The sequence below is a fragment of the Coleofasciculus sp. LEGE 07092 genome, assembly GCF_015207375.1.
In the GTDB taxonomy this organism is placed as follows: domain Bacteria; phylum Cyanobacteriota; class Cyanobacteriia; order Cyanobacteriales; family Coleofasciculaceae; genus LEGE-07092.
Genome location: NZ_JADEWY010000137.1, coordinates 1 through 16,255 on the forward strand (window position 1 = coordinate 1; position 16,255 = coordinate 16,255).

General features: G+C 45.5%; 14 protein-coding genes. 10 read left to right on the top strand and 4 right to left on the bottom strand.

The genetic code is table 11. The features are described 5' to 3' along the window. Positions 1-44: 44 nt before the first annotated feature. Positions 45-206, bottom strand: a complete 162-nt coding sequence (locus IQ257_RS24660; protein ID WP_193878736.1) for a hypothetical protein — start codon at positions 204-206, stop codon at positions 45-47. A 59-nt stretch (positions 207-265) separates the two neighbouring features. Between IQ257_RS24660 and IQ257_RS24665 the strand changes: the two genes are divergently transcribed. From IQ257_RS24665 to IQ257_RS24710, 10 genes are all read left to right on the top strand, one after another. After that, positions 266-1,354, top strand: coding sequence for an RNA-guided endonuclease InsQ/TnpB family protein (locus IQ257_RS24665; protein WP_193878738.1), 1,089 nt, complete (start codon positions 266-268; stop codon positions 1,352-1,354). 238 nt (positions 1,355-1,592) lie between these two features. Then, positions 1,593-3,806, top strand: coding sequence for a type I restriction-modification system subunit M (locus tag IQ257_RS24670; RefSeq protein WP_193878740.1), 2,214 nt, complete (start codon positions 1,593-1,595; stop codon positions 3,804-3,806). 67 nt (positions 3,807-3,873) lie between these two features. Continuing rightward, positions 3,874-4,158 carry a UPF0175 family protein gene (locus tag IQ257_RS24675; protein ID WP_193878742.1) on the top strand — a complete coding sequence of 95 codons (285 nt, stop codon included), beginning with the start codon at positions 3,874-3,876 and terminating at the stop codon, positions 4,156-4,158. Further along, the gene (locus tag IQ257_RS24680) at positions 4,159-4,662 is read left to right on the top strand and encodes a DUF3368 domain-containing protein (RefSeq protein WP_193878745.1); all 504 of its coding nucleotides are present in this window, start codon (positions 4,159-4,161) and stop codon (positions 4,660-4,662) included. Beyond that, on the top strand, positions 4,662-5,909 hold the full coding sequence (locus IQ257_RS24685) for a restriction endonuclease subunit S (RefSeq protein ID WP_193878747.1): 1,248 nt from the start codon (positions 4,662-4,664) through the stop codon (positions 5,907-5,909). Before IQ257_RS24680 ends, IQ257_RS24685 begins: the two co-directional genes overlap by 1 nt. Before the next feature lie 43 nt (positions 5,910-5,952). Beyond that, the gene (locus IQ257_RS24690) at positions 5,953-6,516 is read left to right on the top strand and encodes a Uma2 family endonuclease (protein ID WP_193878748.1); all 564 of its coding nucleotides are present in this window, start codon (positions 5,953-5,955) and stop codon (positions 6,514-6,516) included. A 17-nt stretch (positions 6,517-6,533) separates the two neighbouring features. Next, positions 6,534-6,854, top strand: a complete 321-nt coding sequence (locus tag IQ257_RS24695; protein ID WP_193878750.1) for a type II toxin-antitoxin system Phd/YefM family antitoxin — start codon at positions 6,534-6,536, stop codon at positions 6,852-6,854. Continuing rightward, entirely contained in the window at positions 6,851-7,270 is a 420-nt protein-coding gene (locus tag IQ257_RS24700; RefSeq protein WP_193878752.1) for a type II toxin-antitoxin system VapC family toxin, read from the top strand. The genes IQ257_RS24695 and IQ257_RS24700 overlap by 4 nt, the downstream gene beginning before the upstream one ends. A 6-nt stretch (positions 7,271-7,276) precedes the next feature. Then, complete coding sequence (locus tag IQ257_RS24705) at positions 7,277-10,330, top strand: type I restriction endonuclease subunit R (RefSeq protein ID WP_193878754.1); 3,054 nt, start codon at positions 7,277-7,279, stop codon at positions 10,328-10,330. 21 nt (positions 10,331-10,351) lie between these two features. Then, entirely contained in the window at positions 10,352-11,743 is a 1,392-nt protein-coding gene (locus IQ257_RS24710) for a DUF2079 domain-containing protein (protein ID WP_193878756.1), read from the top strand. 58 nt (positions 11,744-11,801) lie between these two features. Here IQ257_RS24710 and rsmI read toward each other — a convergent pair whose 3' ends face one another. The 3 genes from rsmI to IQ257_RS24725 all read right to left on the bottom strand — a co-directional run bounded on the left by rsmI (position 11,802) and on the right by IQ257_RS24725 (position 16,063). Further along, a complete protein-coding gene (gene rsmI, locus IQ257_RS24715) occupies positions 11,802-12,668 on the bottom strand; it encodes a 16S rRNA (cytidine(1402)-2'-O)-methyltransferase (protein ID WP_193878758.1) in 867 nt (288 codons plus the stop codon). Between the two features lie 120 nt (positions 12,669-12,788). After that, positions 12,789-14,039 carry a DUF4912 domain-containing protein gene (locus IQ257_RS24720; RefSeq protein WP_193878760.1) on the bottom strand — a complete coding sequence of 417 codons (1,251 nt, stop codon included), beginning with the start codon at positions 14,037-14,039 and terminating at the stop codon, positions 12,789-12,791. Positions 14,040-14,644: 605 nt separating this feature from the next. Next, positions 14,645-16,063, bottom strand: a complete 1,419-nt coding sequence (locus IQ257_RS24725) for an LCP family protein (protein WP_193878762.1) — start codon at positions 16,061-16,063, stop codon at positions 14,645-14,647. Between the last annotated feature and the right edge of the window lie 192 nt (positions 16,064-16,255).

The following is a 16,255-nucleotide window of genomic DNA, read 5'->3' on the forward strand; positions in this document are numbered from 1 at the left end:
GGGTTATAAGCTGTAACTAATTTGTTAGACAAAACTACCCATTACTAGACTTTTTGGGTGGCTTTTCGCGCCATACGCTCTATTACGTCACTGAGACTATTAGCTCCTATCTGCTTTTGTTCAGCTTCTAGCCATTGGATCGCCGTTTCAGTCAAAGTCATGGTAAATCTACGTTTCGGTTCGTTGTAAATTTTTTTTCTAGCCATCCTGGTTTCTCTGTTATAGTCGCATATAATATGAGTATAACATTTGAGAGGTCGGTTGAATGTTGCTAGGATTTAAGACAGAGCTAAAGCTCAATAACCAACAACGGACACAGTTAGCTAAACACGTAGGAGTTGCCCGTCACGCTTGGAACTGGGGACTAGCGTTAATCAAAAACATCCTTGACCACAATCAAGCTAATCCACAGGACAAAATTAAGTTTCCGACTGCGGTTGATCTTCATAAGTGGTTAGTGGCAATGGTCAAGCCTGAGTGTCCCTGGTATTACGATGTGAGTAAATGCGCTCCACAGTATGCCTTGAGACAGCTTTCAGAAGCTTGGAAACAAGCATTCAAGAAAATCAAGCAACCACCACGATTTAAAAAGAAAGGACGTGCTGATAGCTTTACCGTTGATGGTTCACTGGCTGTTGACCACTATCGGATAAAAGTGCCTGTGATTGGCTGGCTCAAGACTTATGAGCGTTTACCAGTTGACCAAAAGCCTAAATCTTACACGATAAGCCGTATAGCCGATAAATGGTTTGTTAGCTGGAAGATTGAAGTTGCACTAACCAATGAGTCAAAATTAGTACCCGTCGTGGGTGTTGACCTTGGTATCAAGGCGCTTGCTACATTGTCAACGGGTGAAGTGTTTGAAGGTGCTAAAAGCTATCGTAAATATGAAAAAAAACTTTCTCGGTTGCAATGGCTCAATCGCTATAAGGTCAAAGGTTCTAGCAATTGGAAAAAAGCTCAAATTCAGATAGCAAGGCTGCACAGAAAGATTGCTAACATCCGCAAGGACACATTACATAAACTTACGACCTATTTAGCCAAAAACCACGGCAAGATAGGTATTGAGGATTTAAACGTGTCAGGAATGTTAGCTAATCACAAGTTGGCTAAAGCAATTGCAGATATGGGTTTTTATGAATTCCGTCGTCAGCTTGAGTATAAATGTGAGCTGTATGGCTCTGAATTGGTTGTAATTGACCGATGGTTCTCTAGCAGCAAAACTTGCTCAAACTGTGGAACGAAAAAAGAAACACTCAGCTTGAGTGAGCGAGTGTTCAAGTGTGATTGCTGTGGTCTGGAAATAGACCGCGATTTGAACGCATCCATTAATTTGGAAAAAGCTGTCAGTTAGACAGTGTTAGCCTGTGGACAGAGTGCTGCCGACAGTTCTGGATGAAGCAGGAAGTAAGCGCCAAGTAACTCCCTAGTACAAGTTATCTAGTATAGAAAAGTCTAGTGTTGGGTAACTTTGGGTAAGTCTTTTGTAACGGAAATTAAAGAATGGGAAAACAACGGCTACAGGTGGGTACTGTTGTTTTAGCGATCGCAAAAAACAATTAGCACGTCACTTAGTCTTACTCAAAATTCCTATGACGACCACTGTGCAAAGCGCCAATCATCAAGAGTTAGTCGGCTTAATCTGGAGTATAGCCGATAAGCTCCGAGGTCCTTACCGTCCCCCTCAGTATCGTCAAGTGATGTTACCGATGATTGTGCTGCGTCGCCTCGATTCTGTCCTAGAACCTACTAAGGAAGCGGTTCTAGGAGCTAAGGCTAAGTATGAGAAAGTCCTAGAGGGGGAGGCATTTGAAAAGGCGATCGCGAAAGTCGCCATCGGGGGGAATCGTCAACAGCCTTTATATAACCTCAGTGAATTTACGTTTAAGAAGCTTTTGGGGGATTCTGAAGGATTAGCCGATAATCTCCGCGCCTATATCAATGGCTTTTCTCCCCTGGCGCGGGACATCTTCGATAAGTTTGAATTCGATAAGCAGATTCAGAAACTCGATGACGCCAATCGCCTCTATGAAGTGATGCAGGCGATCGCAAATCCTGAAGTGGATTTATCTCCGGCGCACCTCTCGAACCTGCAAATGGGGTATCTGTTTGAGGAGTTGGTGAGGAAGTTCAACGAACAAGCTAACGAAGAAGCGGGAGACCATTTTACCCCCCGTGAAGTGATTCGCTTGATGGTGAATTTGGTGTTCTGTGAAGAAGAGGATGTGTTCAAAAAAGGGATTTACCGCACCGTGTATGACCCCACGGCGGGGACGGGGGGAATGCTGTCGGTGGCGGAGGAATATATTAAACGGCAAAATACCGAAGCGAATTTGGGACTATTTGGGCAGGAATATAATCCCGAATCCTACGCGATTTGTTGTTCTGATCTGCTGATTAAAGATGAACCGATTAACAATCTTGTCTATGGGGATACATTAGGACTTAAAGACGCCAAGCAAAAGAGTAACAACTTTCTTCCCCACGATGGTCATAGTGATAAACAGTTTCACTATATGTTTGCTAATCCGCCCTTTGGGGTGGAGTGGAAACCGGAGAAAGATTTCATTGATGCTGAATATGAAACTCTGGGGTTTAAGGGTCGCTTTGGGGCAGGTTTACCCCGCATTAATGATGGGTCGTTGTTGTTTCTACAACACATGATTTCTAAGAAGCACCCTGCACTAGAGGAGGGGGGAGATGGGTCACGCATTGCCATTGTGTTTAATGGTTCACCGTTATTTACCGGGGATGCGGGGAGTGGGGAGAGTAATATTCGTCGTTGGATTATTGAGAATGACTGGCTCGATGCAGTGGTGGCGTTACCAGATCAGATGTTTTATAACACGGGAATTTTTACTTATATCTGGTTGGTGACGAATAAGAAAGCACCCCAGCGTAAAGGAAAAGTACAGTTGATTGATGGGACGCACCATTACCAGAAGATGAAAAAGAGTCTGGGGAATAAGCGGAATGAGTTATCCCCTGAGCATATCGCGGAATTGGTGCATCTCTATGGGGATTATGAACAGAATGGTACAAGTCAGGTGCAGACTAACGGGGAAACTGAAGAACGGGTTTGTTCTAAGATTTTTGATAATCGGGAGTTTGGTTTCCTCAAGATTACCGTAGAGCGTCCTTTACGGCTGAATTTTCAAGTGAGTGAGGAACGCTTGGCGCGACTGTGGGAACAAACAGCCTTTGAGGAGTTGGCGACGAGTAAGAAGCGCAAGGATTTGAAGGCGCAACAGCTTGACATTGAGATGGGGCAAAATCTGCAAGATGAGATTATCGCTGCCCTGTATTGCATGGAGGCAAATAAACTCTATTTGTCCCGTGAGGTGTTTGTTAAGGACATGGAAAAGGTCTTAAAACAAGCCGGGTTAAAGCTTAAAAATCCAGTGAAAAAGGCGATTTTAGCAGCTTTGGGAGAAACTGACTCCGAAGCTGAAATCTGTCGGGATAGCAAGGGAAACCCTGAACCGGATACCAGTTTACGAGATACGGAGATTGTGCCTTTACCGGAGACTATTCCTTTACCGTTACCGTTGGAGTATGACGGGAAAACGGGTTTGGATGCGTTAAATGGGTTAGTTAAAGACCATTGTTTGGCGTATCTGGAGGCGGAGGTGTTACCCCATGTGCCGGATGCGTGGATTGATTTTGATAAAACGAAGGTGGGGTATGAGATTCCGTTGAATCGGCATTTCTATGTCTATCAGCCTCCTCGTTCTTTGGAAGCGATTGAGGAGGATATCAAGTCTTTGGAAGGGGACATTATGGCGATGTTGGGGGAAGTGGTTTAGATTGGGTCAATTTATAGGGTTGCTGTGCAGAGGATGATTTTGAGGTTTGGAATTGGGAGGTAAATTAATGGCTTTAATCATTTCAGATGAACAGTTAGAAAATATCGAACTTCCGGCTGAGGTGCAGCAAAAGGCTTTACAAAAAGCCAAGGAAGGCTATGTAATGATTTTATTAGAAGCAGGAGAGATTACCAGTAGTCGGGCAGGGAAAATTCTAGGGGTTTCTCGTTTGGAAGTTATTGAAATGATGAAACAATGGGGTATTTCCCTTTTTGATGATTCTCAAGATTTGGAAGAGTTAGCCCGAGAAGTTGAACAGGCAGAATTAATGTTACAGCAACAGGAATCTTGAATGATTATTGTTTCTGATACAACCCCGATTAGTGAGTTGGCGAAAGTAGGGTATCTGGATTTATTACCACAGCTTTTTAATCAGGTAATCATTCCTCAGGGAGTATTTGACGAATTACAAATGGGGGAGCATCCAGCAACTCAATTAGTCGAAAATTTGTCTTGGCTAGAAGTGATAGAGGTAAAAAATAAACAACTTGTTGAGGATTTACAGAAGTCATCAAAGCTAGATTTAGGAGAGTCTGAAGCCATCGCTTTAGCGGAGGAAATGGAAGCAAGTCAGTTATTGATAGATGAAAAAGCAGCTAGAAAAGTTGCTTTAGCCAGGAAGTTACCCTTAATTGGGACGATGGGCATTCTGCTGTTAGCAAAGCGTCGAGGTTTGTTAGATAATGTTACTGAAGTTCTCGATCAATTGCGGAAACAGGGAACAAGAATTTCAGCTCTTCTCTATGTTCAAGTGTTGACTTTGGCTAAGGAAAGAGAGAATTGGGAGGGCAAATAATGGGAAAGTATCAGGGTTATGAACGGTACAAGGATTCTGGTGTTGAGTGGTTGGGGGAGATTCCTGAGCATTGGGAGGTTTATCAAGTAAAGCGAATTACTCAATCGCATAAACAAGGTTTTTATACTAATCAAAGCTATGTAAATGAGGGAGTAAAGTTAGCGAGAATTACTGATATTGATGATTTCGCAAATATCTCTTTTGAGAAAATGCCGTTTGTAGAGATTGATGTAAAAGATGAACGAGCTTTTGAAATCAAAGATGGTGATTTCTTATTTGCCAGAAGTGGAACAATAGGAAGATTTGGACTTGTTAGAAATCCAGAGCGTGCTATTTTCGCTTCTTACCTGATTTCTTTTAGATTTAAAGATAATTCTCCTGAATATCTAAGATTTTACTTTGCTTCTGATTACTTTAAAAAAAACTTAATAAGCACTCTTCACGGTGGAGCAAATCAAAATGTTCATGCAGAAAACATCAAAGAACAATTCTTGCCGATTCCGCCACTGGAAGAACAGAACACGATCGCACAATTCCTCGACCACAAAACCAGCCAAATAGATGCCCTCATCGCCAAAAAAGAAGCCCTCCTCAAAAAACTCGACGAAAAACGCACCGCCCTCATCAGCCACGCAGTCACCAAAGGACTCGATCCAACCGTCCCCATGAAAGATTCTGGCATCGAGTGGCTAGGTGATATCCCTGCACATTGGGAGGTTATACGAATTAAAAGAGCTTTTGTTCTTCAAAGAGGTATTGATATTAGGCAAGAAGATCAAACAGAAGGAGTAGTACCTGTAGTATCTTCAGGTGGAATCGCTTCTTATCACAATATAGCCTATTCAAAAGCACCTGGCGTTCTAGTAGGTAGGAAAGGAACAGTTGGAAACGTTCATTACGTCGATGTTGATTACTGGCCCCACGATACAACGCTCTGGGTAATTGAATTTTATGATAATAATCCTCGATTTATATACTACAAATTACTTTCAATGGATTTAGAAAATTGGGATACTGGATCAGCTAATCCAACATTAAACCGGAATTTAATCCATCCTTTAAAGACATCTTGGATATCACCAGAGGAACAGACAGTTATAGCCAAGTATTTAGACAAAATAACAGCAGAGATCGACCAACAGAAAGCAAAAATAAAACAAGCCATTGACCTCCTAAAAGAATATCGCACCGCCCTAATCACCAACGCCGTAACAGGCAAAATCGACGTGCGCCAAGTCCTACAATAGTACCGCTATTCATTTAAAAGAGAAGTTTACCTTATAAAATCCTATGACTTCAACTCAATCCAAAACCAAACTCTCTTTAGCCGAATTCTTGCAACTTCCAGAAACTAAACCCGCCAGCGAATACATTAACGGGAAAATTCATCAAAAACCAATGCCAAAAGGGAAACATAGTCGCCTACAAACTCGCTTTTCTGCGGAAATCAATCACATTGCAGAGCCTAAACGTTTGGCATTAGCGTTTACAGAGTTACGCTGTACCTTTGGAGAGCGATCCATTGTTCCAGATATTGTAGTATTTAATTGGGCAAGAATTCCCCTTGATGAAAATGGAGAAATTGAAAACACCTTTGACATTGCACCAGATTGGACAATTGAAATCTTGTCTCCCGAACAAAGTCCCACCCGTGTCATTAATAATATTTTATTCTGTCTAGATCATGGAACAGAACTAGGATGGTTAATTGATCCAAAAGAAAAAATGATTATCACCTTTAAGCCAAGTCAACAACCCAAAATGAAAGAAGGACAAGACCAACTTCCCGTCCTAAGTTCCCTATCAGATTGGCAACTTTCTATCCCTGATGTCTTCGCTTATTTAACCCTGTAAGTTACTTAACTACAACCATGACTCAAATCACCCTATCCGACCTCCCCGAATCTCTCCAAACCTTACTCACCCAAGCCATCCAAACAGGTGAACCCCTCACCATTACCCAAAATAATCAACCCCTTGCTATCATCTCCCCCATTAAAAAAAGTAAACGCCCAGCCTTTGCCGAGCCAAAGGATAGCGGTAAAATCATCGGAGATATTGTAGAAGCCCAGCCCTATGAATATCAAAGCCAAACCTTTAAAGACCTCTTAGATCAAGTTGAAGCCGTCCCCCCAGACTTTGACTCTGACCAAGCTAAAGCCGAATACTTAGCCGAAAAATATAACCTGTGAAAGTTCTGCTCGATACCAATATCATTCTTGACTATGCCCTTAAGCGTGAACCCTTTAGTAGACTCGCTGACCAAATCTTTATTCTCATCGAACAGAAGTACCTTGAAGGCTATGTTAGTGCATCTACTTTTACTGACCTTTTCTACATCCTCAGAAAATCTAGGGGCAAAGATTGGGCACTTCAATTTTTAGCCCGACTTGTCCAACTCTGCCCAATCGCTACCGTCGATGCCAATACTGTTAAAGCGGCTCTTACCGAACATTACAAAGACTTTGAAGACGATATACAGTATTATGCTGCCCTCCAAACTCAGTTAGAAGGAATTGTGACCCGCAACCCGACTGATTTCCCTGAAAAAGATTTACGCATTCTCACCCCAGAACAGTTACTGCAAGAACTCACGGAGAACCAGTAATTGACCATGCACCAAGAAAAAGACTTTGAAAACATCATCGAACGGGAACTCCTCAACCACTACGGCTACCACCGAGGGAATCCAGAAGAATACAAAAAAGACACCGCCCTTTTCCACAATGAGATTATCAACTTTATCCAAACCACCCAACCCCAACAATGGGAAAAATTTAGTCGCACCAGCCCCGGAGAAGCCCAAAAAACCCTCATCACCAGCCTCACCAAAGAACTCAAGAGTAGGGGAATGCTCGATGTCCTCCGTAACGGCTTCAAATGCTACGGCAAAACCTTCAAAGTCGCCTACTTCCAACCCAATACCGGGATGAACCCGGAAACCATCGCCCTCTACAGTAAAAATCGCCTCACCGTTACCCGCCAAGTCACAATTAAAACCGGAATTAAAAAAGGACGTAAACCCGATATTACCCTCAGTCTCAACGGCTTACCCATCGCCACCCTGGAACTGAAAAACCAACTCACCGGGCAAACCTACCGCAACGCCATTGACCAATACCAAACCGAAAGAGACCCAAAAGACCCCCTATTTCGCTTCAAAGAACGCTGCTTAGTTCACTTCGCCGTCGATACCGATGAAGTCTGGATGACTACCAAACTCGCTGGGGCAAAAACCTACTTTCTCCCCTTCAACAAAGGCGATAACCACGCCGCCGGAAATCCCCCTGTTCTGGGGGAATACCGCACCAGTTACCTTTGGCAAGAAGCCCTCCAACGCGATAGCATCCTCGAAATCCTTGCCCGTTTCCTCCACCTAGAAACCAAAGAAATCCAAATCCCCACCACCACCGGCATCAAATACCAAACTAAAGAAACCCTGATTTTCCCCCGTTACCATCAACTCGATGTCGTGCGGAAACTCATCGCCCACACCAAACAGCATCAGTCAGGACATAACTACCTGATCCAACATTCAGCCGGATCAGGGAAATCTAACTCCATCGCCTGGCTGGCACATCGCCTCGCCAACCTCCACAATGACCAAGATGACAAAATCTTTGATACTGTCATTGTTATCACCGATCGCAAAGTATTAGACCGCCAACTTCAAGACACCATTTACCAGTTCGACCACAAAACCGGAGTCGTCCACAAGATTGATGAAAACACCAAACAACTCGCTAAAGCCTTGAGTGCAGGAGTCCCCGTCATCATCTCCACGATTCAGAAATTCCCCTTCATTTCCCAGGCAATCCAAACCCTAGAGAAAAAAGGCACAACCGTCACCCTCACCACCCAAGATAAACGCTTCGCCATTATCGTCGATGAGGCACACAGTTCCCAAAGCGGAGAAACCGCAACAGAACTCCGTAAAATCCTCAATAAAGATGGCATTGAAGCCGCGATCGCCCACCAACTCCTCGACGATGAACCCGATGATAACCTCAGCGACGCAGCCCAACAGGAACTGTTACGCGCACAACTCACCCGCACCAAACAACCCAACCTCAGTTACTTCGCCTTTACCGCCACCCCCAAACAACGCACCCTCTTACTCTTCGATGAACCAGGGGAAACCGGACAAGCCCCTTTTCATCTCTACACCATGCGCCAAGCCATTGAGGAAGGCTTTATTAAAGACGTATTGGCAAACTACACCTACTACGAACGCTATTACGAGTTAGTACGCCTCTCAGAAACTAACCCCGACCTCCCCCGTCGTCAAGCAGCGCGGGAAATCGCCCGTTTCGTGGAACTCCATCCCCACAATATCGCCCAGAAAGTCGAAATCATCATTGAGCATTTCCGTAACCATACCCGCCATAAAATCGGAGGTCGGGCAAAAGCGATGGTGGTGACGCGATCGCGCGAACACGCGGTTAAATACAAACTGGCTTTTGATCAGTATATTAAAGACAAAGGTTACACCGACATTAAATCCCTCGTTGCTTTCTCCGGTTCACTATCTCTCGATGACTTTCCGAATGAAACTTTCACCGAAGTGAGCATGAATGGGGGCATCAAGTCCGGCGAAATTCCCGAAAAGTTTGCCAGTGACGCTTATCAAGTCCTATTAGTCGCCAATAAATTTCAAACCGGCTTTGACCAACCCTTACTCCATACCCTGTTTGTCGATAAACGCCTCGCCGGAGTCCAAGCCGTGCAAACCCTCTCCCGCCTCAACCGCACCACCCCAGGCAAAGAAGATACCTTCGTTTTAGATTTTGTCAACCAACCCGAAGACATCTACAAAGCCTTTAAACCCTACTACGAAGAAACCCCCGTTGGGCAAACCTCTGACCCTCAACAACTGAATGATCTTGCCTTTCAACTCTATGAATGGCGACTCTTTCACGAAGAGAATGTTAACGAGTGGTGTGACATCTGGTTTCGCCCCAAAACCTCCCTCACGGGAGGGGAACACAAAAAGTTAAATTCTCTTCTCGACCCCGTTGTTGACCGCTACAAAGCCTTAGAGGAGGCAGAGAGAGAACAATTTAGAAGCCAACTTACCAGCTTTCGGAATTTGTACCTTTTCCTTGCTCAAATTCTCCCTTATCAAGATTCTGACTTGGAAAAACTCTATGCCTATGGTCGTTTTCTCCTCAAAAAACTGCCCCGTAGTGCCAATGCGCCTCAAGTAGATTTATCGGGAGATATTGAAATGAAATTCTACCGCCTCGAAAAAATTAGTGAGGGCAAAATTGACTTAAAAGAAGGCGAAGCCGAACCCCTCAAAGGAGCAACCGCAACTGGAACACGCCAACCGGATAAAAATGTTCCTCTTTCTCAACTCATCGACTCCCTCAACGAACGCTTTGGCACAGATTTTACCCTCGCTGACCAACTTTTCTTTGAGCAAATCACCGAAAGCGCGATCGCGAATGACAACCTCAAGCAAGCTGCCCTGGTGAACACCAAAGAAAACTTCGCCCCCGTCCTCGACCAACAACTCGAAAACCTCTTCCTCGAACGTATAGAGGGGAATGAGCAAATCTTTACGGAAGTAATGAACAACCAGGAGTTTAAACAAGTCGTCTTTGAAAAACTGCTCGAATCAATCTATGAGCAGCTAAATTCCCCTAGTGGGGCTTCTTTCCGATAAGCTAACACTATTCATTAAAGAATGAGAAAACAACGGCTACAGGTGGGTACTGTTGGTTTAGCGATCGCTGCAAGTGCCTTGATTCTATTTGGGTGCAGTAGTCTACGACACGCTTTATTTCAATCTGCGGCATTCGATTTGGGGATTTTTGACCAAGGGATTTACTTAATTAGCCAAGGTGAACCCCCGATTTGTTCTTTAATTGGGTTTCACATTCTTGGTGATCATGGAGCCTGGATTCTCTATCCCCTCAGCTTGCTGTACAAAATTTATGCCGATGTTCACTGGCTGTTTGCTGTGCAAGCGATCGCTTTGGCGTTGGGTGCCTTACCTACCTTTCATCTAGCGCGTCAGGCGGGGTTGAAGGAGCAACAAGCAACGGCAATGGCAGTGGTATACTTGCTCTACCCACTCATTTTTAATATCAATTTGTTTGACTTCCATCCAGAAGTCATGGCGTTACCGGCACTTTTAGCGGCGATTTTGGCAGCGCGATTGGAGCGAATTGGGTGGTTTTCTGTGGCTATCCTCTTTATCTTGGGCTGTAAGGCAGTCCTGGGATTGACTGTAGCGGCAATGGGAGTTTGGCTGCTGCTGTTTGAAAAAAAGCGTTGGTGTGGAGCGATCGCTTTAGTTGCAGGTATTGCCTGGTTCCTGATTGCTTCTCAGGTTATCATTCCTAGGTTTAGCGGACAAGAAGCGGCAGCGGTTGGGCGTTATGCTTTTTTAGGTGACTCCGTTCTGGAGATAGCTAAGAACTTACTGTTAAAACCAGGATTGGTACTCGGCAACATCTTCACTTTACCTAACCTGGAATATTTAATTTTATTAGTATCGCCACTAATTTGGGGAATTTCACTGCAGCACTTAGCACCGTTAGTGGGTGCCATTCCTACATTATTGATGAACCTAATCACGGACTACCAACCTCAAAAAGATTTAACTCACCAATACTCTTTACCTGTTTTACCTTTTCTGTTACTAGCTGTCATTTCAACACTAGCAGCGAGTCAGGGATGGTTGCAAAACAAACGGGGAATCATCTTATGGTCGTTAGTAGCATTTGTTGCTTTAGGGAAGTTCGGTTATTTTGGTTCAAGATATCTGGAATCTGTAGATACTTGGTACGCTACTAGGGAAGCAGTGGCACAGATTGAAACGAAAGGTAGTGTTTTAGTGCCAGCACAAGTTGCTCCCCATTTAACCCACCGCCCTATTGTCAAGCTGGCAATCGCGGGTTCGGAGTCTGCTGATTTAGCTGAGTTTGACTATGTATTGCTCAATATGCGTCATCCTGGCTGGGGGAGTAGTCTGCAAGTTGCCACTAGTTTGTTGGAACGCCTTAAAAATACACCGGAATTTCAACTGAGTTATCAGCGGGATGAGGTTTATCTATTTATCAAGGAATCTTGATAATCCATATTCCGTCCTCAAACTGCCCCATAGACAAAATAAGTCTGTGCCATTCAATTTAGCTTTCCTCGGGAGTCTCTTCTGCGGCTCGCCGTGGAGCCGGAAGCGCTAAAGCTAATTGATAAAGCTGACGCCTAGGAAGCTTAGTGAGTTGAGCTAACTGACGGGCAGCTTGCGATCGGGATACTCCCCTCGCCATTATCTCTATTAATTCTTCTTTCAGGGTGTCTTCTGAGAGTACTGGCACCCCTGGTTGTTCGCCAGCTACAACAAGGGTAAATTCGCCCTTGGATTCCCGTTCGTTATAGTGAGCGATCGCTTCTTTAATCGTTCCCCGCCAAAACTCTTCATGCAACTTAGTTAACTCTCGTGCTAAAACGATGTGACGATAGGCTCCCAATTTATCTGCCAGGTGTTGTAACGTTTGCCGCAAGCGGTGAGGAGACTCGTAAAAAATCAGGGTTCGAGCTTCTGCTGCTAGAAATTCTAAACGCTGTTGTCGATCTTGACCACTGGCAGGTAAAAAGCCTTCAAACACAAAGCGGTCTGTCGGGAGTCCTGAAGCACTCAATGCTGTAATCCCAGCAGTTGCTCCTGGTATGGGTATAACGAGTATCTCTGCCTCAATACAAGCGTTGACTAATTCATAACCAGGGTCAGAGATTCCCGGCATTCCGGCATCAGTAACAAGAGCGATCGCTTTCTCTTCACTAAGCTGATTCAGCAACTCTGGCAGGCGTTGGAAACGATTGTGTTCATGGTAACTCACTTGGGGTGTTTTAATCTGAAAATGTGCCAATAGCTTTCCCGTGTGGCGCGTATCCTCTGCTGCGATCAGATCCACCGATTGCAAAATCCGCACAGCTCGGAAAGTCATGTCCTCCAGATTCCCGATTGGTGTTCCAACCACATAAAGTGTTCCCATTGTTATTTTGATGAAGACCGCAAGATAAAGAATCGAGAAAAAAATCCCCCGTTTGCTATCGGGGGATACTGTCTATATAAGTGAAGTATGCCGTATCAAGTTAGGATCATCCTTGAGAATTTAAGCAAACCATTCTGTCACGGCTTCTTCTTTAGTATTGGTGTTCCGGGATGGCGTTTCACGAGTGAATTCCATGTGGATCGAGCGACTTTGTTCGCCGTCGGCAGCTACTGCCACGATGGGGTAGTCTATGAGACCATCTTGGAAGGACATCTGGAAGCGGAATGTACCATCGGGGTTGAGCTTGATGGGGCGTCCGCCAACTGTAACCGTAGCATCTGGTTCGGTGGCACCGTAAACGATCAACTCAGCATCCGCTACCAACCAGAACTGGCGCGGACGAATCGGTGCCATAGATGCGCCAAAACCGGCACCAGACATACCAACGCCGGACATCGTTAAACCGGACATCGTTGGTACAGCCCACATACCAACGCCGGAGGGGAAGACGTAGGAGCTGATGGATTGGGAGGGAGCCATCGAACCCGGAACGTGCTGCATAGAGCCGAACAGAGAACCGGCAACACGCTGGGCTTCGGCAGATTTCGCCATACCGAAGATTTCGTCGTAGATGGGGTTCTCGGCACTAGCACTACCACTAGCAGTAGGCATACGCTTGCTGGGGGGAACTAGCTCGTAGACGGTTTTGCCGCACAGCTCTTCTTCCCAATCAACGGTAATAAACTGGTCTTCAATCCAGTCACTGGGATAAACGGGGGGAACGCGAACCGGTTTGGAGCGAGCTAGCACCAGCCACCGTCCGTCTGCGCAACGGTAGCCAATATCAACGGTGTAATCGCGATCGCTCACGGGGATGGGCAGATACCATTCCCGTGCCAGTTCATCACAAGGATATTCCTGAATGCTGTGGGGACTTTGGTAATCAATGCTGATGTCAGTGACATCGTAAATCCGCAGTGCTAACTGTTGTCCTCCTTGACGGCGCTGTTCTTCTTTGTGTTCGTTGGGGATATCCCAGTAGGTATAAGCCCATTGGGGATCGCGGGGCATTAAAACGACCCGACTGTCACCGTAGCCACCTGGTAAATCGGCTAACCCCTCATCTACGGAGGCAAGGGTTCCGCCGGTGCGATCATCTTGACCTAATTCAAACTTAGATGCTTCCACTTCTGGTTGTGCCTCCACTGTACGAGATGGACTGATAGAGATTTTTGTACGCTGAACTTTTTGAATTTCTGCCAGCAACTGCGCTTTCCGCATCCGGCTATAACGAGAGATGCCATATTCACTGGCAACCCGGCGCAGTTGCCGTAATGTCATTTCTTCTAGAGGTGGGCGTTCTTTTGCCATGAGTATGCTCTCCAATTGTTAGGACGGCAGGACTATTACTCCTGATGAATTCAAAGGTTAGGTTGCCTTGGCACATCATCCAGTGACTGAAATTTGTTGCCTTTGAAGTTATGTAACTCACCCGTTGGCAATGCAAGTAGGCAGGTGCCTCTCGATCAATCGCTGCGGGTGGTTATCCTTCATCCAGAGATCTGGGATCGAGCCAGCCGCCGATTATCACAGAAATACTAAAAATCAGCATTTCTTCGGGATCGCCTTTATCCATTTATGTAACGAAAAGTATTGGGTCGGGTCAAGGGGGCTGATCCACCGATTTTCTGGGGATCAACGAATTTACAGGCAGGGCTGGGATCAAAATGTCATGAAAGCTTGACAATAAAGCTTGATGGGGATCAAGACTAATTGGGTAAAGATGGAGAAGTTAGGGACGATGCCTATAGCAACTGCCAAGACGGTTAGGACATATATGAATTTAGTAGAGACGTTCCGGCGGAACGTCTCTACCAGAGTTTGTCCTAAGATATGTGTCCACTGCTATAAAAATAAGGGCTAAGGTATTGCCTTAGCCCCTAGGGTGTTATCCAGACGGTTGTTCTGGAAGTCTCTTAGAAACTGAAAAATCCCTCTTCCTCGTCAGCAGACGGTTGCCGTTTCAACCAGTCTTGACCTAACTGAATCGTGACATCAGATCCCAGAGAGCCAGTACTTTCAACCCGCACTTCCCCAAATCCTAAATCGGCGCGGATAGCAGCAGCGCTGGTGTCGTCTCCCTGTTGGGCAACAATGCGCGTGACTCGCAACGGTTCTTTCCACGACTCATCAACATAAACATTTCGGTAGCCAGCCTCTTGAAGGGTATTGACTAAAGCTTGAACGGCTTCTGGTTCACCTGTACTATCTTGAATCGCCACTCGCAGGTATCCTGGGTCTAGATCCGATTGGTCGCTATAGCCTTGGTCGAAGTGTTGAGCCATCATTTGCTCAATTTGGCGATGGTTGGGCAACCAGTAACTCACTTCATTATGACCATCGCTGCTAAAGCGACCTGGCACCATTAGCATTTGTACGTCTGAGCGCTTGGTCTGAGCACCAAAACCGACCAGAGCAACGAGCTCTTCTACACTTAAGTTGGTGTCAAGGTGAGATTGAATCACCGAGAGAATTTTTGGCATTCGCGCCAGTGTGGTGGGGTTTAGCGCTTGTTCCATCAACGCTCTCATCAGCATTTGCTGCCGCTGCACCCGACCCACATCACCATACTTGTCGTAGCGAAACCGCAAAAACTGCATTGCCTGATTGCCATTGAGGTGCTGTCTGCCTTCTTTGAGGTCGATGTAGAGGTGCTGGGAGTCATCTTTGTACTTCATATCTTTGGGGACATAGACAGTGACACCCCCCAAAGCATCGACTAACTTCTCTATTCCTTGAACATTGACCCGGATGTAACGGTCGATACCAACACCTTCGAGCAATTCACTGGTTGCTTTCGCTGTTAGTGCTGGTCCACCGTGATAATTGGCAGCATTGATTTTAGTCAAACCCACGCCTTCAACATAGGTTTTAGTATCACGAGGAACTGAGAGAACGGCTAACTTACGAGCCTCTGGATCAAACCGCACTAAAAGCATCGTATCCGAAAGACCGTCAAAGGAATTGACGAGAGCGTGGTATCCCGGATCTTCATCAGGTTGTTGATTGAGGTCAGAGGTGAGAACCTTAGTGCCTAAAATTAAAATATTGACCGGTCGCGTCAGTTCCGGCAGTCGCATACTGCTGCGGGCGATGCTTCCACCTTTGCCAAATATTGCGGCTTCTTCAGGGCTGAGTTGACTTTGCAATAGGGGCATACTCGCCAGTGATACTGCAAGCATTGCTCCTGCTGTTGCTGACAGCATTGCCAAACCAGTAAAGCCCAACCACAGCCAGAGCCAACGTCCTGACTTTTTCTTAACACGTTTTTTCTTCACCGGGTAAGCTTTTTTCTTTCCCGGATGGGATGATTCATAAGTTTTTCGAGCTGACACTTGGCTTCCTCACACGCATGCAATAGGGATTAGGATTTGGCAGACTATAACTGCCGATGCACTAACGCTTCACCCTGACTCTGATATAAACGTTTCAACAAAGGCACTCATATCAGTTTTTCTAACGGTTTGTAGCAAAACCAGGCAAATCCTGCATAAATATAGCCAGTCTATAGGATTTGTGAACATACG